Source organism: Algoriphagus alkaliphilus (assembly GCF_900103735.1).
GTDB classification, from domain to species: domain Bacteria; phylum Bacteroidota; class Bacteroidia; order Cytophagales; family Cyclobacteriaceae; genus Algoriphagus; species Algoriphagus alkaliphilus.
Genome location: NZ_FMXE01000037.1, coordinates 1 through 20,635, shown reverse-complemented (window position 1 = coordinate 20,635; position 20,635 = coordinate 1). Strand labels below are relative to the sequence as shown.

Here is a 20,635-nt window from a genome sequence, read left to right as displayed (position 1 = left end):
ATATACCTAAACTCTGAATCTTAAAGCAGACAAAAAAATCAATTTTCCAATTTTCCAATTTTCCAATTTTCCAATTTTCCAATTTTCCAATTTTCCAATTATTTAACCCTTTTGCCAAAAAAACTCTAGCTAATACCTAACTTTCATGCAAAATTCTCAACAAATGCTGGAAAGCAAGGTATTGGTAATAAAAATCGGCTCGAATGTCCTCACTCAGTCCAATGGGTTACCTGACTTGGACAGAATGAAACATTTGGTGAATCAGATCCAAGGACTGATTTCCGCTGGCAAGAAAGTCGTGCTGGTAAGTTCAGGCGCTGTGGCTTTTGGTCGGCAGTCTATTCCATTACCGGAGAAGCTCAACCCGGTATTCAAAAAACAGATTTGGGCCTCCACCGGACAAATTCGCCTGATCAATCAATACCAACAGTTTTTTGGCAGTCTAAATCAGCACATCGCTCAGATTCTCGTCACCAAAGAGGATTTTCGCGACAGAAAGCATTTCCTTAACATGAAAAACTGTATCGAAGCACTGCTTCAGCAGGGGATATTGCCCATCATCAATGAAAATGATACAGTGACCATCACCGAGCTGATGTTTACCGACAATGATGAATTGGCCAGTCTGACAGCGGCTATGATCAATGCGGATACACTGATGTTGCTGACCAATGTGGACGGGATATATACCGGAAACCCATCAGATCCAGGTTCTGAACTCGTCGAAAAAGTAGTATTCTCGATGCCGGAAGTTTCAAATTACATTTCAGCTACCAAGTCTTCCTTTGGGCGCGGAGGCATGCTGACCAAATACACCATGGCTAAAAAGTCCGCCGATTTGGGGATTCAGGTCATCATTGCCAATGGGAAGCGCGATGGAGTTTTGGATGAATTCACTACAAAATCCCTCCGCTGCACCTGGTTTGAACCTCAAAAAGTGAAACATGCACCCAAGAAATGGCTGGCACATGGGGCGCAATATTACAAAGGCGAAATCACCGTCAACGCGGGCGCAAAAAACTCGCTGACTTCATCCGTAATCCGAAGTCTTTTGCCCGTTGGCATCACCAAAATCGAGGGTGATTTCTCCAAAGGGGATATCCTGCTGATCCGTGATGAAAATGGAATCAAAATCGGCTTGGGACGGGCAGAATATGCTTCCAAACCTGCATTGGAACGGATGGGAGAGAAAAACCAAAAACCACTGATTCATTACGATTACCTCTATCTTTTCGACCATGAATGAATTTTCCACCCTTTTTGAGCAAGTCCAAAAGAGCAGCCGACGACTGACCGGAATCAGCGATTCTTTGGTCAACTCGGTTTTGGAAGACTTGGCGACCTTTGCAGAGCGTGAGACACTTTTTCTCCTCATGGAAAACAAAAAAGACCTCGAGCGGATGGAAATTATCAATCCGATGTACGACAGACTTTTGCTGACCGAAGCCAGAATCAAAGGAATTGCGGCTGAAATCAGACAAGTGATGGAATTGCCAAGTCCGCTTCATCATGTATTGGAAGAGAAAAAACTCGAAAATGGACTGCAGTTACGGAAAATCACAGTACCGCTCGGGGTAATTGGCATTATCTACGAAGCACGACCCAATGTAACGTTCGATGTATTTACCCTAGCTTTGAAGTCCGGCAATGGATTGGTCTTAAAAGGGGGTTCGGATGCGGACTTTTCAAACCGCGCCATTTTGAGTCTGATTCATCGAGCTTTGGAAAAGCACGGGTTGCCCGTCTCGGCTTTCCAACTTCTACCTCCGGATCGAGCAGCTACCAAAGCGCTGCTGGAAGCGGTTGGTTTTGTGGATGTGATCATTCCTCGAGGTTCGCAGGGCCTGATCAATTTTGTGCGAGAAAATGCCAAAGTACCGGTGATTGAAACAGGCGCTGGAATTGTCCATACTTTTGTCGATGAGTCTGCTGATCTGGCAAAAGCCAAAAAGATCATTCACAATGCCAAAACCCGACGTCCGAGCGTCTGCAATTCACTGGACTGTCTGATCATCCACGAGGAGCTGTTGGACCAATTGGGTGAATTGGTACATCCACTGATGCTGGACAATGTAAAAATCTTTGCTGACGACAAGGCTTTTGCCCATCTCCAGCGGCATGAATTGATCCAAAAAGCAGATGAAAGCCACTTTGGAACGGAATTTCTCAGTCTGAAAATGTCAATCAAGACGGTGAAAAATCTTGATGAGGCATTAGACCATATCGCCGCCTATTCCTCCAAACATTCCGAAGCGATCATTTCTGAAACGCCGGAACATATCGAGCGATTTCTACTGGAAGTCGATGCGGCGGCGGTTTATGCCAATGCTTCAACAGCTTTCACAGACGGAAATCAGTTTGGTCTGGGTGCAGAAATCGGCATCAGCACCCAAAAGCTCCATGCTCGCGGACCGATGGCGCTCCGAGAACTCACTAGCTACAAATGGGTGGTGCGGGGAAATGGACAGATTAGGTAGTTTGATCTTCTTAGAGTCTAATTGTTCTGAACTCAGAACAAATTTTACTGATTTCTGTCGTCTGGCCAAGACAAAAATTGGAAACAAAAAGACCCAAGGTGCCAAAACTCACATTTCTTATCCTTTAATTCTCACTATTTTGCGCAAAAACAAATCAATGCAAAAGGCCCTCCTTCTACTCTCCGCTGGCATTATGGCATTTTCTTCCTGTGATTCCAAGAAAGAAAACACGCAGACAGCTACTTCCTCAGAGTTGACTAAAGTCAGCGTGATCAACCTCAATCCTAGTGAATTTCAGCAGAAAAGCACAAGCGGAATCGTCATAGACGTCCGCACAGCTGAGGAAATCGCCGAAGGCAAAATCGCAGGAGCCTTGGAACTAGACTATTTCCTCCCAAGTTTTCAATCCCAAGTCGAGAAACTGTCAAAGGATGAGGAAATTTATATTTACTGCGCAGTCGGAGCAAGAAGCAGAGAAGCTGCCGAAATGCTGATTCAACAAGGATTCACCAAAGTGTATCATCTCAGCGGGGGAATTCAGGCTTGGGCACAAAAAGGATTGCCGATCGTGCAGGAATAATACAGCAAATCGGCAATCCTAATTCATCTTTCTATTGTCAGATAAGTCCTGACTTTAGGCCTTTTTCACAAGCGGAGATACTGTCTTACCGATCAGCTCGATAGACTCACTGAGCTGTTCGTGACTTAATCCGGCATTATCCATCTGGAAAGTAAAGCGATCAATTCCTCCCAAGGACTCGCTGTGTCGAAGAATCTTTTCAGCAACCTCATCAGGTTCACCAACTAAATACGCGCCTCTTCTGGAGTTTTGAGCTTCGAAATGACCTCTTGTCACCGGCGGCCAACCTCGTTCTTTTCCGATTCGAGTGAAGGTTTCGGCATAGCCTGGGTAATAAGTTTCAACAGCATCTTCATGGGATTTTCCGACAAATCCAAGTGAATGTAAGCCGACTTTCAGTTTCTCTTTGGGATGACCTGCCTTTTCTCCAGCCTCCCGATAGAGGTCGATCAAAGGCCGAAAACGATGGGTTTCCCCACCGATCACCGCAACCATCAGCGGAAGGCCAAGCGATCCTGCTCTCACAAATGAACCAGGAGTCCCGCCAACTCCCAACCAAATCGGAAGTTGCTTCTGGAGTGGTCTCGGGTAGATCGCCTGATTGTTTAGCGTTGGTCGGAATTTTCCACTCCAGTTGACCACTTCATTTTCATTGATCTGAAGGAGCAAACCCAATTTTTCGGCGAAAAGCTTGTCGTAGTCTTCCAATCGAAGGCCGAAAAGCGGGAATGCTTCCGTAAAAGAGCCTCTGCCCACTACCATTTCGGCCCGTCCTTTGGAAACCAAGTCCAGCGTGGCAAATTCTTGAAAAATCCTAACAGGATCTGCGGCACTCAGGACGGTGACCGCACTGGTGAGTTTGATTTTGCTCGTTTGTGCAGCGGCAGCGGCCAAAATGATGGCTGTGGCCGAATCCAGAAACTCTTTGCGATGATGCTCACCGATACCGAAGACATCCAAACCGACTTCATCTGCCAACTTAATCCTGGCAAGCAAAGCTGTGATTGCTTCCTGCGCAGTTCCTTTGATTTTGCCATTTCCATCTGTGGGGAATGCGGCAAAACTGTCAATTCCAATTTCCATGGAGTAATTCCTTTCTTTTTGATTACCCTGTAAACTCCATGTGCCGGCAAAAAATTCAAAACAAATTGCCGGCTCGTTCAATTTGAGTACCGTATGGTTTGATGTCCTTTCTATTTAGAGTTTTTAGGGAGATCTGCATGAATGCGAAATCAGTTTATTTTTAGATTCCGATCTGTGAGGACACAGACCGGGGCAACAGAAAAATAATCCTCCTACTTTTAGCCTATGGACAAAGAAATATTGGTCGATTTAGTGACTAAAACCATGCCTTTTGGGAAATACAAAGGCAGGCTACTTTGTGATATTCCAGAGGATTATCTCGTTTGGCTCCATCGAAAAGGCTTTCCCGAGGGGAAACTCGGCATGTGGCTGAGCACACTTTATGAAATCCGTCTGAATGGGCTTGAAGGGATTTTGGCTGAGTTGAAAAGGCGATATGGGAAAGTCTAAACTTAAAATCCTCTCTACTCCACCCGCTGAATCTCATATTTTTCACTCACTCCATTTTCATTGATTCCCTCAATGGTGAAGTAGTAGGTTTTAGTACGATCCATGGTTTTTAGCCAATATTCATTATTACCCATGACCATGATCGTGTTGTATAATTTGTCAGGCGCCACGCCATAAGATATATGGTAAGCGTAGGCGTCAGGCATCGGAGACCACTTAATGAAGGCACTTCGCTTGTCTTTCTCCGTACGGAAAACCATAAACTGCTTGACTTTTTCTGGTTTTGCACCGCCTCCATTTCCGAAAACACGGAATCCACTGATAGCAAATTTACCTGTAGGCATGTGAATGTTTTCCAGTTTGAGATAGCGGGTCTTGACCGGATTTTTCAATTCCACATACTCATGGGGAACGTCCCTTAGATTTTTACTTTTGTCCACCAAGACTTGCCATTTTTTCCCATCCAAGGAATGATAAAGGATGTATTGATGGTACTGATCCGTTCTTTTTCCCAATCTGTCATCGGCAACATCCTGATCGGCATAGTTGATTTGCACCGCATGGACCGTGCTGACTTGTCCCAAATCCGTCTGAATCCATTCGCCCTTATCACCCGAAGTCGCACTCCAGTAGGTTTTCAGATCCTCATCATTTGCTTTGTTGGCGGAAAATCCACCCAAGGTCGATGACACAGCCATGGGTTTTTCATAATTCAGCAGCATCCAACCTGTGAATTGCCCGGCTTTTTCCGTATCGGGAAGGAAATGCGGATAATCCCCAAAAGCCAGATTGCTCCACATCACATCGTCCTTATCAAATCCCGCAGGCCAGATTCCAAGCCTACGCTCAAAGGTGTTTTTCACCGAGATCATGATCGTGCTGATGTGCCAGTATTTTCCCTGATTGTCTTTAAAGGTACTGCCATGGCCCGCACCGCGCGCAAAGCCTCCCAACTTCATGCTGAGCGGATCAGACTGCGGAGTAAAAGGCCCCAAAGGTGTCGGACCCACGACCACTCCATCTGAATAGCCGCTGAATTCGGTCCCCGGTGCGCCATATTGCAGGTAGTATTTCCCATTGTGCTTGGTCACATGGGCCCCTTCCATAAAAGGATCCAAGAAAGTATTGTCCATGTGCTCGCCAAAGCGCTGCCAACCGTATTTGTCCGGTTCGAGCAGGTACATTTCCTTTCGTGTTCCGATCGGTGCCAAGGTCTTGCGGTCAAGTTCGACTCCATACAGCGGGTAACGGTTGGAGCTACCATTGTACATGTATAGCCGGCCATCATCATCGGTGAAAAAGTCTGGGTCCCAACCCCCGATTTCAAACTTTTCAACAAGTGGTTTCCATTCGTTTGCTTTGGGGTTGGTACTCATCCAAATGGTGAAATCCTTCTCATAAGTCGAACCCATGACCAGAACCGTGTCGCCGACGATCCCGACTGCCGGAGCGCAAAGCTCGTCGTAAACCTTATTCCATGGTCGAAGAAAAAGTCTGGAATGAAACTCCCAATTGTACATGTCTTCACTGGTCCAATAGCCCCATTGATTAGTGGAAAAAAGGATATAAGTACCCTTGAAATTCACAATCACCGGATCGGCAGTGGCTCGATGTCTTCCCCATTCTGAAAAGTTGGGAATGGGCGTATACCCATAGTCCAGATTGACGGGATTGCAGTAAGTCTGCTGCTGGGAGAAAGTCGGCGAAACGAATAAAAAAGCCCATAAAATGAGCAGGTATTTTGGGTGCATGGCTGTGTTATTTAGAAAGAAAAACGGTCTTCCCACTTGCGGCGCTTTCTTTGGCTGCCTGAAGGATTTCCATCACAATCATATTGTTTTCCAAACTGTAGGGATCAAAAGGGGAAAGTTTGAGCTTGCCTCTGACGACGGCTTTCAGAACCGAAAAAGGATCGTCAAAAGGTGCTTTTCGGGAATCCAATTCAAATTTTTCCTCCCTAAATCCATCGTATCCCTGAGCCATTCTAATCCGGAGTGATTTGGCGTTATCAGCGAAAATTGCTCCGGTAAGACCGTGGATTTCCATGTCCTTCCGACCGATTGGCCAGTTCCACGATGCTTCGATGATCGTCTGCGAATTGGGATAGGTAACAATAATCGTTGCCTCGTCATCTACTTTGGGGTTGTCGGCGGGGTTGAGTTGCTGGGTAATCGCGGTAACCGAAATCGGGCGCTGTCCCTGAAGCAACCAAGTGCTCAAGTTGGCCCCGTAGCATCCAAAATCCATCAGCGCCCCAGCCCCATTCAGGTGTGGATCAGTCAGCCATTCGAGAAACTCGGGTCCGACACCGATTTTCTTTGGACCACGATGCCCATCCCGAACCACAATTTTACGCGCGTCGCCGATTTGCCCGGCAAGGAAAAGCTCATGGGCCTTTTCATTGGTGGCATACCAGGAAGTCTCGTAGTTGGTGATCAGGTGGATTTTGTGCAGTTCCGCAAGGGCTTTCATTTCCAAAGCATGCTCCAAACTGACGGCTAAGGGCTTTTCCACCATGACATGAATCCCTTTCGGCGCACAGTGCTGCACGATTTCCAGATGAGCGAATGTAGTCCCAAAACCTGTCACCACTTCCGGTTTGGTCTTTTCCAGCATTTCTTCCAGCGTATCGAAAACCAAATCCATCGAAAGCCCATGCTGTTTCATGTAGCACTCAGCCAATTCCCGATTGGGCTCGGCGATTCCCACGATTTCAATATCGGATCGCTTGTTCGCAGTGAAAACCCAACCCACATGCCCGTGATTCAAGCCCGCCACACCGATTTTCAGCGGTTGGTCTTGCGCTTCTGTTTGGTAGATGGTTAAAAAAAAGAACAGGAGGAGAAATAGGGGCTTCATAATGTGAAATTTAGCTAAAATTGAGGATTGTGCTTAGGACTTTTTGATGAGCAGAAAACCGGGAAATTGTGAGGTTATTTTGACTTTAATGATTCAAAAACCTGCATACTTACCAAGTAAATATTTTTATCACTAACTATGCCCTAATTACCCTTGAGTAATAGATCCTTCGGTCTCCGGTCTTCCTTCCTATTAACCAAAGTAAATTAGCTCACCGGTATGATTAAGAAAAATACCTTACACCCCTCCCCTTTTCCCCAATTCTACCACCCGAAGGTTTTGAATTTTTCCAGCCTCCAATTCAAAAAGCAACATCGTCCGCATGATATGAAATCCATGCCTTCCCATCGCACCGGGATTCATGTACAGGCAGTTGACCGAAGAATCAAACTCCACCTTGCAGATGTGCGAATGCCCGCAAATAAATAACTGCGCCGCCGACTCCTTGATTCTTTTTTTCACTCCAGTTGCATAGCGTGGAGGTTTTCCTCCGATATGAGTCATGAGCACTTTCACACCTGCCAATTCAAACTCCTGCCATTCGGGGTAGGTTTCTTGAATCGACTGATCGTCAATATTTCCAAAAACTGCACGAACAGACTTTCCTTTTGGCAAAGCTGCCATCACTTCCAAGCTACCAATGTCTCCCGCATGCCAAATCTCATCCACATCCTGTAGATATGTTAAAGTTTTGTGATCAATGTAACTGTGTGAGTCTGAAATCAAAGCGATCTTTGTACACATTTTGAAACGAAATGGAGTAAATTTTCTGTTCAATATGGCAGTCCTTATTCACTAATTCAACAAATACCAATGCAAACCAAATTAGTAATTCTATTCGCCTTCTTGATTTTGGGAATTACAGCACAAGCCCAAACTGTGGAAATGGATTCGATCAATGTCATTTCAATTGCGGAATTCGAGAAAATGTCTCCCAAGAAGAAGAATAAAGTAATTGACATTAGAACTCCCGAAGAAGTGGCAGAAGGACATTTACCCGGGTCATTTAACATTAATTTCCTTGGAGAAACCTTCAGTCAGGAAATCGAAGCGCTCAACAAAAATAAAACCTATCTACTTTATTGTCGCTCTGGAGCAAGAACTCGAAAAGCTGCTGATCGGATGCAAAAAGCCGGCTTTAAAAAAGTCTACATGCTGGAAGGCGGAATCACCGCATGGAATGATGCCGGAAAAACAATAGAAAAATGAAGTTGATTCAATCCATTAATCCATGGACCGGAGAGGTGACTAAGGAATTTAAATTCTTGACATTCCAAGAAATGGATTTTAAAATTGATTTGGCTTCAAAATCTTTCGAGAACTGGAAGAGTACGTCCATTTTGGAACGCGCAAGGCTGATGAAAAGAGCAGGAAAAATTCTGCGAAAAAACAAAGAAGAATACGCCCGAATTATTAGTTTGGAAATGGGCAAAATCCTTCGGGAGTCTAGGTCAGAAATCGAAAAATGCGTCTTGGCTTGTGATTACTACGCTGAAAATGCGGAGAAATTCCTTTCTGCTGAAAAAAATCAACCTTCCTGATGGCAAGAAGGCCAAAATCATACATCAACCATTGGGAGCAATCCTGGCAGTGATGCCGTGGAATTTCCCGTTTTGGCAAGTTTTCCGTTTTGGTGCGCCGACCTTGATGGCTGGAAATGTGGGAATTCTCAAGCATGCTTCCAATGTGCCGCAATGTGCCATAGCGGTCGAGTCTGCTTTTCGCGAAGCGGGCTTCCCAGAAGGTGTTTTCCAAAGCCTTTTGATTGATTCCAAAGCCACTTTGACACTTCTGGAAGATGATCGCATCAAGGCAGTATCCCTCACCGGAAGCGAAAAAGCCGGGGCTGCAGTTGCCTCCACTGCCGGCAAAAATATAAAAAAATCACTGTTGGAACTTGGAGGCAGCGATCCTTTTATAGTGTTGGCAGATGCTGATATTCCAAAAGCTGCCGAAATTGCAGTCCAAGCTCGGATGGTTAATTTTGGGCAAAGTTGCATTTCCGCCAAGCGATTTATCATTGAAGAGTCGGCTTATGATGAATTTTTGAAATTATTTCAGGAAAGATTGAGCAATATGAAAGTGGGAAACCCCATGGACGAATCCTCAGATTTTGCCTGCATGGCAAGACCCGATCTGGCTTCTGAGTTGTATGAACAAGTACAGCAATCCGTGGAAAAAGGCGCAAAAATCCTTTTCGGAGGCCAAAAACCCAAAGCAGGAAGTGCCGAATTCAGCCCGACGATCCTCGCAGACATTCCAGCAAATTCTCCGGCATATTCCGAGGAGCTTTTTGGGCCTGTTGCAAGCTTCTTTAAAGTCAAAAACACCGCTGATGCGATCAGAATAGCCAATGACACAACGTTTGGGCTTGGGGCATCCATCTGGACAAGCGACCTGGAAAGAGGTGAAAAACTTGCTGCCGAAATTGAAAGTGGAGCCGTTTTTCTCAATTCAATGGTGGCATCCCAACCTGCGCTTCCTTTTGGAGGAATTAAGAAATCAGGATTTGGACGGGAACTGGGGCGTCAGGGGATTTTGGAGTTCGTCAATTCCAAAACCGTTTATCTGGGTTAGAAACCTTATGGGATAAAGGTAGGGACAACCTTTGCTTTTGCCCGATTCCTTTCTATTTTTACGAGCCAAAATTTTATCATTACAGATGAGAGAAATACAATTTCGGGAAGCTTTGAGAGAAGCGATGTCCGAGGAAATGAGACGGGACAAAACCGTTTTTTTGATGGGTGAGGAAGTAGCCGAGTACAACGGGGCCTACAAAGTATCTCAAGGAATGCTGGATGAATTCGGTCCCGAGCGGGTCGTGGATACTCCAATTGCTGAATTGGGATTTGCAGGACTGGGTGTAGGTGCTGCGATGAACGGACTGAAACCGATCATTGAATTCATGACCTTCAATTTCTCCCTGGTAGCGATCGATCAGATCATCAACTCTGCTGCCAAAATGTACGCGATGTCAGGAGGAGCCTACTCCGTTCCGATCGTCTTCAGAGGACCAACCGGAAATGCAGGACAATTAGGAGCTACACACTCTTCCAACTTCGAAAATTGGTTTGCCAATACCCCTGGCTTGAAAGTCATCGTCCCTTCTAATCCATATGATGCCAAAGGACTGATGAAAGCAGCTATCCGTGATCCGGATCCAGTCATTTTCATGGAATCTGAGGTCATGTATTCTGACAAGGGAGAAGTGCCTGAGGGCGAATATCTGCTTCCGATCGGTGTAGCTGACATCAAACGAAAAGGAAAAGATGTAACCTTGATTTCCTTTGGAAAAATGATGAAAGTAGCCTTGGAAGCTGCTGAAGAAATGGCAAAAGAAGGAGTAGAATGTGAAGTTATTGACCTGAGAACAGTCCGCCCAATCGATTATGCCACTTGCCTTGAGTCTGTAAAAAAGACCAATCGGGTAGTAATCGTCGAAGAAGCTAATCCGCTTGCGGCAATTTCATCAGAACTGACTTATCATTTTCAGCGCTATGCTTTTGATTACCTTGACGCTCCGGTGATCCGGGTAAATTCTATGGACATTCCTTTGAGCTATAGCCCAAGCTATATTGAAGCTACTCTTCCGAATGTAAAGCGTACCATTGATGCAATTAAAAAAGTAACCTATAAGTCTTAATACACCCTTAAAAACAAAAAAAGCCCGATTCAATTTTGAGTCGGGTTTTTTTATTCCACCTAATTCTATCTAATGGAGATTAGACTTAGAAATTTTAAGTTGGTTTATTCTTCATAATAAAAAAGCCCGGACTTATGAGTCCGGGTTTTCTGTTACCCAATCTATCTAATAAAGTCTTTGTTCTTACTTCTAATCAAAGTTTGCTGAATGAGGCTGTCCAACTATTGCTGTGTGTCACATTAAGTCTTAAATATTCTGCGAACATACAAAATGGAAATGACAGGGAGCAGTTCTCTAGAAATGATTAAATCAGAATAAAATATGGAAATTTCAATATTTTCAAAATACTATAAACACTGTCATTGGTAGCGCCGGCCTGTCCGGTAGGCAGGAAATCGAAATGTGTATTAGCTGTAAATGGCTTTCGACTCCTGTCACACTGACCCTTCAGACCTTTTGAGACAACTTCATTTATCTGTTTCGCACAGGGGCAGCAGCACCTTGTTCTTGTCCTCCATCTCCCCCGCCATCTTTCAAGTCATCATTGCTGATTGACTTTCTTCTTTTAGGACGCTGATCCATGGAAAGTTTGCCAATTCTATAGCTGAAATTCACTTTGAAATTCATGTTTCTGGTGGCATTCAAGCTGTTTTGGATGATCGTAGGAGTGACAATTTCATTTCTCACGATAAATTCTTTCGCCAGGAAGTTTTCCACTCCGAAACCGATACTTCCTCTTTTCTCGGCAAACTGCTTGTTCATGCTCAACCCATACACTGCAAATCCGCCTGAGGTCCCCTGAAGCTGTACCTGTCGGCCTCTTGCGAAAGAGAACAACTGTACTTGCCAGCTCTTAGGAAGGGTGTAGTTACCGAAGATTCGTCCACTGATCACGAAACCTTCATTACTTGCGGCAAACTGTGGATCAGTAAGTCCATTATCCAACATGGCATAGTACATGTCAAACCCACCATTTAAGGAGAATTTATTGTTGATATTCACATTGGCGAAAATGTTAGCTCCTACAGTTTGTTCCTGACCGATGTTATCATAGGTGGTAGATATTATTCCACCTTCCTGTACGTTTCTTAAAGCCTGTATAGATCCGGTTGTATTTCTGAAGAAAGTGGTGAAATTCAACGTCGAACCTTTGATGAATGTGCTGTATCCCAACTCGTAGTTATCTGTGAACTCAGGATCAAGTTCAGGATTACCCTGCGAAATTTGCAGTGGATTGGAGGCCTCAATGTTAGGATTCAAAAATCTCAGGGAAGGCCTCTGAATTCTTCTGTTGTATGCGGCTTTGATCATGTTTCCGTTTTTCAATCTTCGGGAAGCATTTAAGCTCGGTACCCATGTTCCATAAGCAGGAATAACTGCCTGAAATTCAGTCCTGAAGTCGGCATTTATCGTGGTGTATTCATATCTGATGCCTGGCTTCAAGGTGTAATTTTCCAAGAAAGCGAAGGTATAAGACACATAACCCGCTGTTACATTTTGATCGTAGCTGAAGTCGTTGTTTCTGGAAGGGTTCGGATCAATAATAAATTCTCCAGTTGGGCCATCTGCTTCAAAGTAAGCAAAGTCTGAATAGGCTTTTCTCAGGATATTTTTTGCTCCGTATTCCAGGATTTGATTTCCTTTTTCATCCAAAGGAGTGACATAATCCAATTGAATCGTGAATTCCTCGTTTCTGCTTGGGTTATCGTTTTTCAATCTGGAATCAATGGTGCTGAAATCCTCAGTGAAAAGCGTATTGATGAAAGAATTTTCACGGTTGTTTATGCTGTAAAGCGTCAACAAACTCAGTTCTCTTCCTTTTTTCTCAAATGATCTGGTGTAGTTCAAACTCACGTCCACCGAATTGCTAAAATCTTTTGTATCGGTACTTCTCAGTCGATTGCTGATCAGAACATTGTTTCTGAAATTTTCTGTCACGAAGTTGGTTTGCTCATTGTTTGAATTTCTCAATCCGAAATTGATCGCTCCAGTTATGAAGTTGTATTGGTTGATATCATAGTCAACTCCAAAATTATATCTTCCGAAAATTTCTCTCCTTTCCGTATCCGCAGACTGAATGACGTTGGAGATGGTATTGTCCGGATTGGTGATGATTTGCTCGTTCTCAAATCTTCCCAGCAAGTTATAGCCCGCACGTCCAAAACCGCCTAAGCTAAAACCCACTTTCCCTTTTCTTGCGCTGCCCTGAAGACCAAGGTTAGAACCCCTCAAGCCAAAGCCGGAGTTAACATTCAAGGTTATTCCCTGTAGGTTGTTCTTTTTAGTGATGATATTGATTACTCCTGAAGTTCCCTCTGCATCAAATCTTGCGGATGGAGAAGTGATCACTTCTACTGCTTTGATTTCGTCAGCAGGAATTTGTCTCAAGGCATCTGCGATGGATGAAGCTGCGATGGCGGAAGGTCTATTGTCAATCAACACCAGTATATTGGAACTTCCTCTCATGGACACGTTTCCGTCCAGATCGACAGAAAGCATGGGTACTCTTCTCAACACATCCGTGGCATCACCACCTGCGGTAGTTTTGTCATTTTCAGCTTTGTAAATTGTTCTGTCTACTCGCTCTTCGATCAAATCACGCTGTCCCTCGACAGTAACTTCCTGCAAAGCTAGGCCTTCGTCGGTCATACCGATTTCGCCGAGGTTGATGTCAGTATCGGCAGAATTGATATTGATGGTGCGCTTCACTGTCTCATATCCCAAAAAACTAATTTGAAGTTCATAGGTACCCACAGAAAAACCTGTGATGAAGAAAACTCCTTCTCCGTCAGCCACAGCTCCGGAAGTACTGAGGTCAGTGCCAGCTTTGTAAAGCGCTGCAGTGGCATAACCAATTGACTCACCTGTCTTGAGATTTTTTGCTACACCAATGATTCGTGCAGGCTCTTTTCTTTCTCCAGCCTGCTGTGCAAAAGAAACAGAGGTTCCGAAAAATGTAATTGCGATAATTAGATTGAGTAATTTTTTCATGTGTAGGTTATTTTTCTCAAAGGCCACATGGAATCTCGCTTTTATGATTTTTAGCCCAATTTGTGATTGAATGGTCATGCTCGATTTCAAAGTGTTGTTTTCCAAAAGGGACTTCCGCCTTTTGATACCCCAAAGTTGAGGGCAATGTTTTGTCCTAAAAAATGTAATAGACCAGCAGGAACTCTTCATCGACAAATACCAGCAAATCCAAGACGAACTTCGATAAATTCACGATTTAAGGCTTTATCCGCTCAATAGGGCTTTCCATAGGTCAAATCGCAGTTTTGGTAGATTGTATTTGAGGGATAGAAGTAATTTGTTTTAGTTTGGATACTGAAAATCAACCATATGCTATCATTCACCCCTAAAAAAAGGCTCTCGGTTTTAGTACACATCCTCGGCTGGTTAATGCTGTGTATTGTATTATTATTGCTCTCTCCGCTCTCCTGGCGGATGGGAGAAATCCAATTGCCCGTCCAATTCTGGTGGAAACAGGTATTTCTTGTTGTCCTGCTGATATCAGTTTTCTATACAAACGCATCCTTTACAGTACCCAAAATCCTCCTTCAGGGAAAAAACTACCTCTTCCTCTTGATCGTGATTCTAGGAGGTGTGTTTTTTTATGGACTGATTATCTACTTTGAACAGTTTACGCTTTACTCTGAGAAAATGCACGTTGTATTCAGCCCTGACAAGCCCTTCGATCCGAACAGAAAAAGATGGCTCCCCGGGGACGTATTCCAGATGTCGCTCTATTTGGTCTCTATCGGATTGAGTACCTCCTTGGCTTTGGTACAGAAATGGCAAAAAGATGAAACACTCAGAAGAGAACTCGACCGGCAGCGCATCAATACCGAGCTCTCCTACCTCAAGGCTCAAATTAATCCTCACTTCTTCTTCAATACACTTAATAATATCTACGCACTCACCAATCTGGATGTGAAAAAGGCGCAGGAAGCCCTCCTGAAGCTTTCCAGAATGATGCGCTACGTACTCTATGAAAATCAGAAGAATGAAACCCTTCTGAGCAAAGAAGTAAAGTTCATTGAAGATTACATCGAGTTGATGAAAATGAGAATGACTGAAAAAGTCAAGCTTAAAGTCGAAATCGAAATTCCCAAACATGATTTGATCATCGCACCGATGTTAATTTTGCCATTTCTGGAAAATTGCTTCAAGCACGGAGTCAGTTCACAGCATGAAAGTGAAATTCTGATCAAACTGGAAGTAATGGGAGACACTGTGTTTTTCGAAACCAGAAACCGCATTTTCCCTGTCAATCCGGATAGTCCGGAAGCCCATGAAAACGGTATCGGACTGGCAAATACTCAACGTCGTCTAAGTCTAATCTATCCGGATAAACACCGATTGAAGTTTGGAAAAGATGATTCCAAAATGGAGTATTGGGTTAACCTGACAATCAATCTCGCATGACTATAAAATGTGTCGCCATAGACGATGAACCCTTGGCTCTGGAGTTACTGAGCAAATTCATTGGCCAAACAGCCTTCTTGCAGCTGGAAGGAAAGTTTTCCAACGCCATTGAAGCTTTGGGTTTTATCAACCAAAATGAGGTTCATCTCATTTTCATGGATATCCAAATGCCAGATCTCTCGGGAATGGAGCTTGCCCGAATCCTTGATGGAAAAAAAAACTCTGAAAAAACCCGCATTATTTTCTGCACTGCCTACAATCAGTTTGCCATCGAAGGCTATAAAGTAGAAGCGCTGGACTACCTGCTCAAACCCTACAGCTACGAGGAATTTCTGGCGGCGGCTACCAAAGCTTACCAGTATTTTGATCGGATTCAGCAGGCTCCTGTGGCTAAAATTGCCGAGCCCGTTGCCCAGCAGGATTTCATTTTTTTGAAAGTTGAATACCAACTCGTCAAAGTGATGCTCAAAGATATCACCCATGTAGAAGCCTACAAGGATTATGTCAAAGTGCACCTGAAGTCCAAGCCCAACCCGCTACTTTCATTGACCAGTATGAAAAATATGGAGGAATTACTTCCTTCGGAAAAGTTTATGCGTGTACACCGTTCTTTCATTGTGGCCTTGGATCACATTGACTCAGTATCCAAGAATGTCATCCAAACCGGAGATCATCAAATCGCTGTAGGGGACAATTACAAAGACCAATTTTTGGAGTTTCTGAGTAAGTGGATGAGTTGAGTCAGTGATCAGTAGGCAGTCTCAGTTTTCAGTTTTATAAAAAGTAAGTAGTTAGTAGTAAGAGGTAAATCCGACTAACAACTTACTACTCACTCTTTACTACTTACCAAAACACTGACCACTCCAAACTGATCACTATCTTTATCCCATGACCGATTCCCAAAAAAACTTCATGCTGCAGGCAATTGATCTGGCAAAAAAAGGAATGCTTGCCGGAAATGGCGGACCATTTGGATGCATCATTGTTAAGGATGGAATAATCGTCGGCCAAGGTTCTAACATGGTCCTGAAAACCAAAGATCCTACCGCACATGCCGAAGTGGTAGCCATCCGTGATGCCTGCAAAACGCTCGATAACTTTCAGCTGGAAGGCTGTGAAGTCTACACTTCCTGCGAACCTTGTCCTATGTGTCTCGGCGCAATATTTTGGGCGCGACCTGCGAAAGTTTTTTATGCCTGCACCAAAAATGACGCGGCCGAGGCCGGATTTGATGATGACTTTATCTATCAGGAAATCGAGGTAAAACCTGCGGACCGCAAAATCCCCATGATCTCACTGCTTCGTGAGGAGAGTCTGATGGCATTTGAGCTTTGGAAAGAAAAAGGGGATAAGACGCTTTATTAGAGATTAGAAGCAAGACTTTAGAAACAAGACCTTAAATTCTAGATGCAAGACTTTAGACAATAGACTTTAGACAATAGAAATCAAGATATCCATGTCCCAGCGGGACATCTGGTTGGTAACTTACAAACCGATGACCTAGCCCGCGTTCCAGCGGAACGCATCGTGACATGTGCTTGTAACTTGTATGTTTTTCACCAAACGTTCCTACGGAACGATCCCATCGTCCGATTACACCTTTAACTACCAACCAACCGTTCCGCTGGAACGAGGTTCTGATGAATACCTTTCATTGCACATTAACCAATCTATCTCTTCCATTCCCACCAAAAATTTTGATTTGTTATGATCGTCATTTGACAACCCTTGTCCCAGCGGGACATCTGATCGGTAACCTAAACCTAGGATGAAAAGCCCGCGTTCCAGCGGAACGCATCGTGACATGTGCTTGTAACTTGTATGTTTTTCACCAAACGTTCCTACGGAACGATCCCATCGTCCGATTACACCTTTAACTACCAACCAACCGTTCCGCTGGAACGAGGTTCTGATGAATACCTTTCATTGCACATTAACCAATCTATCTCTTCCATTCCCACTAAAATTTTTGTTTTTTTATGATCGTCATTTGACAACCCTTGTCCCAGCGGGACATCTGATCGGTAACCTAAACCTAGGATGAAAAGCCCGCGTTCCAGCGGAACGCTTGGTGTTATTTGAGATCTTCAAAAATGTACTTTTCCTCCCAATCCACTTCAAATGCTTTCAAAAATGATTTATACTCCTCAAGAAAGGTTTTTTTGCGATGATGCTCCTCTTGATTGATGATATATCTTATAACATTTGGAAGTTGGCTTTTCGCATATGAAAATGCTCCAAAACCATCCTGCCATTGGAACTTTCCTTCGCAAAAGTTATTCTCATTTATCCATTTACTTGTTTCCGATTTAATATTTTGGACTAAAGCAGAAAGTGCCTGTTCAGGTCTTAATCCGATCAGCATATGAATATGATCAGGCATGGAATTGATTTGGAGCATTTTATGATTATTTTTCTGGATCATCCCAGTAAAATATTGGTGTAACCTTTCCTTCCAAGTTGAATTTATTAAAGCCTTTCTAAACTTGACTGCAAAGATTAAATGGATGTGGATTTGAGTGTAAGTATTTGCCATAGCTGAAAAATTTTATTTCCTTAATTTATTGGTTTTAGAAAAAATCACCAAACGTTCCTACGGAACGAATCCTACCTACGATTACACCTTAAACTACCGACCAGTCGTTCCGCTGGAACGATGGATCAGGAATCGTGGATTTTGGCTGCAAAATGAGCGAGTTCAGATTCTAACGATCCGATTAAAATTCGCTTTCAATACTGATCCAAATCCGAACCAGATAGCTTGTCAGAAGCAAAATCTACGGGTAAAAATCCCATCTTACCTGCGACACATGTCCCAGCGGGACATCACGTAGGCAACCAAAACTCCCGACAAACACCTCCGCGTTCCAGCGGAACGCATGGTGACTTATCTCTTGAACATAGCTGTTTTTCACCAAACGTTCCTACGGAACGAATTCCATAACCTCAAACTTATTTCTACCGACCAAGCGTTCCGATGGAACGAGAACGAATGGAAGTAAAATACGTCTCACAGAATTTCAAAGCCACACCTATTCCCTAGAAAACTTAGTTGGAATTTTTTAATTCTTTTGAAATGGCTTCGATCTCTTGTAATAAAAAAACCCGACCATTTCCGATCGGGTTGTTTAAATCCGAAATCCCTTTATCTTCTTCCTCCACCCGGAGGCATCATGCGACTCATGGCCTGCTTGGCCCCGCCCATTTTGTTCATCTGCTTCATCAGTTTGCGCATGTCGTCAAACTGCTTCATGAGATTGTTTACCTCCACGATTGTCCTTCCTGAACCATCGGCTATTCGCTTTCTTCTGCGTCCATCAATGATGTCAGGTTGCTGACGCTCTTTTGGAGTCATGCTGCGGATGATGGCTTCGATCGGCTTGAAGCTATCATCATCGATATCCAAACCTTTCATGGCTTTGCCCATTCCCGGGATCATGCCCATGAGGTCTTTGATATTTCCCATCTTCTTCACCTGCTCGAGCTGGGAAAGGAAGTCATCGAAATTGAAGTTGTTTTGACGGATTTTGGCATTGATTCGCTTGGCTTCATCCTCGTCGAAAGATTGCTGCGCACGCTCAACCAAGGAAATCACATCACCCATTCCGAGGATCCGCTGAGCCATTCGATCCGGATGGAAGACATCCAGATTTTCCATTTTTTCGCCAGTGGAAATAAACTTGATCGGCTTATTTACTACGTGTCGAATCGAAATCGCAGCACCACCTCGGGTATCACCATCGAGTTTGGTCAGGACGACTCCGTCAAAATTCAGTCGCTCGTCAAAGGTCTTTGCCGTATTTACCGCATCCTGACCCGTCATCGAATCGACCACAAAAAGTGTCTCAGAAGGATTGAGTGCTTTTTTCAGCTCTTCAATCTCCTTCATCATTTGATCATCCACTGCCAGACGACCCGCGGTATCGACGACTACCGTCTTTTTGCCGGTTTTCTTAGCATAGGCGATCGCATTTGTAGCGATCTGAAGCGCATTTTTATTTTCAGGCTCGGCATAAACCTCCACTCCAATCTGCTCACCCAATACTTTCAGCTGATCGATCGCAGCAGGTCGGTAAATATCGCAAGCCACTAAGAGAACTTGTCTACCTTGTCTTTTCAGCAAGCTCCCAAGTTTCCCGGTGAAGGTCGTCTTACCCGAACCCTGAAGACCGGCAATCAAAATCACGGCAGGATCACCGCTCAGCTTGATGTCCACTTTGGATCCACCCATCAGCTTGGTAAGCTCCTCTTGGGTGATTTTTACCAGAAGCTGGCCCGGAGAAACGGAAATCAAAACGTCCCGGCCCAAGGCTTCGGTTCGGATCGTATCAGTGACTTCTTTGGCTACTTTAAAGTTAACGTCGGCATCGATCAGGGCTCTTCTGATTTCCTTTACGGTGGATGCGACGTTGATTTCGGTGATTTTACCCGTCCCCTTCAGCGTTTTGAAAGCCCGGTCAAGCTTTAAACTTAAATTATCAAACATTCGATTCTGCTTCTATTTGGAGCAAAAGTAACGAATTTAAGGGTTTTTGGGAAGGTGAATTTGCGGGAATTAGGCGGGAAGACCGGAGACATAAGAAAAAAATGGTTGTCTGATGTCCGATGACCGATGTCCGATGCCTAGTTGAGCACAATACTCGACGTAACTATGGATTTGAAGGCTTAAAAAAAGTAAGGAAATAGGAAAATAAAATACAGAAGGTTTGATTCAAAAAAATCTGTGCATATCTGTGTCATCTGTGAGAGAGAGATTACCAAGTCGAGTAGGTAAGGGGAATTTCACCCCAAACCTCTCACAGCACCGTGCGTGATAGTCTCTCCGCCGCGGCGGACGCTTCCAAAGTCAGGTCCCCTACTTTTTACCAAGAGTTGGTGGTACAAGTTGCCAATGTGCGAATAGATTTGGCTTTCCCCGGTAAACTGTTACCAGCCACCTGATAGCCTTTCTTTTACCCATTCTCCGTTTCTGAGCCATCTTCCATTCTATCAATTTTCTGTTCAGCCAATACCACAATCCTACCGTAGTCCATTTATGGAACTTGCAGTAATAATTGATCCAGCCCTTTATCATCACATTGATAGCGGATGACAGGCCTTGGATATTGCCTCGGTATT

Annotated in this window: 20 protein-coding genes; 12 read left to right on the top strand and 8 right to left on the bottom strand. The window is 44.1% G+C overall.

From position 1 onward, the window contains the following. Nucleotides 1-145: 145 nt before the first annotated feature. The 3 genes from proB to BLQ81_RS22390 all read left to right on the top strand — a co-directional run bounded on the left by proB (nt 146) and on the right by BLQ81_RS22390 (nt 3,057). Nucleotides 146-1,246 (top strand): glutamate 5-kinase, encoded by a 1,101-nt coding sequence (gene proB / locus BLQ81_RS18945; RefSeq protein ID WP_245693313.1) that lies wholly within the window; start codon nt 146-148, stop codon nt 1,244-1,246. Continuing rightward, nucleotides 1,239-2,477 carry a glutamate-5-semialdehyde dehydrogenase gene (locus tag BLQ81_RS18940; protein ID WP_092733652.1) on the top strand — a complete coding sequence of 413 codons (1,239 nt, stop codon included), beginning with the start codon at nt 1,239-1,241 and terminating at the stop codon, nt 2,475-2,477. The genes proB and BLQ81_RS18940 overlap by 8 nt, the downstream gene beginning before the upstream one ends. Nucleotides 2,478-2,634: 157 nt before the next feature. Continuing rightward, nucleotides 2,635-3,057: a rhodanese-like domain-containing protein gene (locus BLQ81_RS22390; RefSeq protein ID WP_175454282.1), complete on the top strand. Its 423-nt coding sequence runs from the start codon at nt 2,635-2,637 to the stop codon at nt 3,055-3,057. A gap of 54 nt (nt 3,058-3,111) precedes the next feature. Here the strand turns inward: BLQ81_RS22390 and BLQ81_RS18930 are convergent, their stop codons facing one another. Continuing rightward, a complete protein-coding gene (locus BLQ81_RS18930) occupies nt 3,112-4,140 on the bottom strand; it encodes an LLM class flavin-dependent oxidoreductase (RefSeq protein ID WP_092733716.1) in 1,029 nt (342 codons plus the stop codon). Nucleotides 4,141-4,365: 225 nt separating this feature from the next. Here BLQ81_RS18930 and BLQ81_RS18925 point away from each other — a divergent pair, with 225 nt between their 5' ends. Beyond that, nucleotides 4,366-4,590, top strand: coding sequence for a DUF3820 family protein (locus tag BLQ81_RS18925; protein WP_092733646.1), 225 nt, complete (start codon nt 4,366-4,368; stop codon nt 4,588-4,590). A gap of 14 nt (nt 4,591-4,604) precedes the next feature. Here the strand turns inward: BLQ81_RS18925 and BLQ81_RS18920 are convergent, their stop codons facing one another. From BLQ81_RS18920 to BLQ81_RS18910, 3 genes are all read right to left on the bottom strand, one after another. Further along, nucleotides 4,605-6,341 carry a family 43 glycosylhydrolase gene (locus tag BLQ81_RS18920; RefSeq protein ID WP_092733643.1) on the bottom strand — a complete coding sequence of 579 codons (1,737 nt, stop codon included), beginning with the start codon at nt 6,339-6,341 and terminating at the stop codon, nt 4,605-4,607. A 7-nt stretch (nt 6,342-6,348) separates the two neighbouring features. After that, nucleotides 6,349-7,449: a Gfo/Idh/MocA family protein gene (locus BLQ81_RS18915; RefSeq protein ID WP_092733640.1), complete on the bottom strand. Its 1,101-nt coding sequence runs from the start codon at nt 7,447-7,449 to the stop codon at nt 6,349-6,351. Nucleotides 7,450-7,686: 237 nt separating this feature from the next. Beyond that, entirely contained in the window at nt 7,687-8,193 is a 507-nt protein-coding gene (locus tag BLQ81_RS18910; protein WP_092733637.1) for a metallophosphoesterase family protein, read from the bottom strand. Between the two features lie 69 nt (nt 8,194-8,262). On the opposite strand from BLQ81_RS18910, the gene BLQ81_RS18905 reads away from it, so the two are divergent. The 4 genes from BLQ81_RS18905 (at nt 8,263) to BLQ81_RS18895 (ending at nt 11,092) form a co-directional block, all read left to right on the top strand. Then, nucleotides 8,263-8,658 carry a rhodanese-like domain-containing protein gene (locus tag BLQ81_RS18905; RefSeq protein ID WP_092733634.1) on the top strand — a complete coding sequence of 132 codons (396 nt, stop codon included), beginning with the start codon at nt 8,263-8,265 and terminating at the stop codon, nt 8,656-8,658. Further along, nucleotides 8,655-8,990, top strand: a complete 336-nt coding sequence (locus BLQ81_RS23040) for an aldehyde dehydrogenase family protein (RefSeq protein WP_317042041.1) — start codon at nt 8,655-8,657, stop codon at nt 8,988-8,990. The genes BLQ81_RS18905 and BLQ81_RS23040 overlap by 4 nt, the downstream gene beginning before the upstream one ends. Next, nucleotides 8,947-10,026, top strand: coding sequence for an NAD-dependent succinate-semialdehyde dehydrogenase (locus BLQ81_RS18900; RefSeq protein WP_317042044.1), 1,080 nt, complete (start codon nt 8,947-8,949; stop codon nt 10,024-10,026). The genes BLQ81_RS23040 and BLQ81_RS18900 overlap by 44 nt, the downstream gene beginning before the upstream one ends. A gap of 85 nt (nt 10,027-10,111) precedes the next feature. Then, a complete protein-coding gene (locus tag BLQ81_RS18895; RefSeq protein ID WP_092733631.1) occupies nt 10,112-11,092 on the top strand; it encodes a pyruvate dehydrogenase complex E1 component subunit beta in 981 nt (326 codons plus the stop codon). A 471-nt stretch (nt 11,093-11,563) separates the two neighbouring features. On the opposite strand, the gene BLQ81_RS18890 is transcribed toward BLQ81_RS18895, so the two are convergent. Beyond that, the gene (locus tag BLQ81_RS18890; RefSeq protein WP_092733713.1) at nt 11,564-14,083 is read right to left on the bottom strand and encodes a TonB-dependent receptor domain-containing protein; all 2,520 of its coding nucleotides are present in this window, start codon (nt 14,081-14,083) and stop codon (nt 11,564-11,566) included. 348 nt (nt 14,084-14,431) lie between these two features. On the opposite strand from BLQ81_RS18890, the gene BLQ81_RS18885 reads away from it, so the two are divergent. The 3 genes from BLQ81_RS18885 to BLQ81_RS18875 all read left to right on the top strand — a co-directional run bounded on the left by BLQ81_RS18885 (nt 14,432) and on the right by BLQ81_RS18875 (nt 16,882). Further along, the gene (locus BLQ81_RS18885; protein ID WP_245693312.1) at nt 14,432-15,517 is read left to right on the top strand and encodes a sensor histidine kinase; all 1,086 of its coding nucleotides are present in this window, start codon (nt 14,432-14,434) and stop codon (nt 15,515-15,517) included. Then, nucleotides 15,514-16,257, top strand: coding sequence for a LytR/AlgR family response regulator transcription factor (locus BLQ81_RS18880; RefSeq protein WP_092733625.1), 744 nt, complete (start codon nt 15,514-15,516; stop codon nt 16,255-16,257). The genes BLQ81_RS18885 and BLQ81_RS18880 overlap by 4 nt, the downstream gene beginning before the upstream one ends. A gap of 148 nt (nt 16,258-16,405) precedes the next feature. Next, nucleotides 16,406-16,882 carry a nucleoside deaminase gene (locus tag BLQ81_RS18875; RefSeq protein ID WP_092733622.1) on the top strand — a complete coding sequence of 159 codons (477 nt, stop codon included), beginning with the start codon at nt 16,406-16,408 and terminating at the stop codon, nt 16,880-16,882. Between the two features lie 709 nt (nt 16,883-17,591). On the opposite strand, the gene tnpA is transcribed toward BLQ81_RS18875, so the two are convergent. Next, nucleotides 17,592-18,053 (bottom strand): IS200/IS605 family transposase, encoded by a 462-nt coding sequence (gene tnpA, locus BLQ81_RS18870; protein WP_092733619.1) that lies wholly within the window; start codon nt 18,051-18,053, stop codon nt 17,592-17,594. A gap of 28 nt (nt 18,054-18,081) precedes the next feature. Between tnpA and BLQ81_RS18865 the strand changes: the two genes are divergently transcribed. Then, a complete protein-coding gene (locus BLQ81_RS18865) occupies nt 18,082-18,351 on the top strand; it encodes a hypothetical protein (RefSeq protein ID WP_092733616.1) in 270 nt (89 codons plus the stop codon). Nucleotides 18,352-18,662: 311 nt separating this feature from the next. Here the strand turns inward: BLQ81_RS18865 and ffh are convergent, their stop codons facing one another. Then, the gene (gene ffh / locus BLQ81_RS18860) at nt 18,663-20,003 is read right to left on the bottom strand and encodes a signal recognition particle protein (protein WP_092733613.1); all 1,341 of its coding nucleotides are present in this window, start codon (nt 20,001-20,003) and stop codon (nt 18,663-18,665) included. Nucleotides 20,004-20,372: 369 nt separating this feature from the next. Beyond that, the coding region (locus BLQ81_RS18855) for a group II intron maturase-specific domain-containing protein (protein WP_317042040.1) at nt 20,373-20,635 on the bottom strand (263 nt) is incomplete at its 5' end.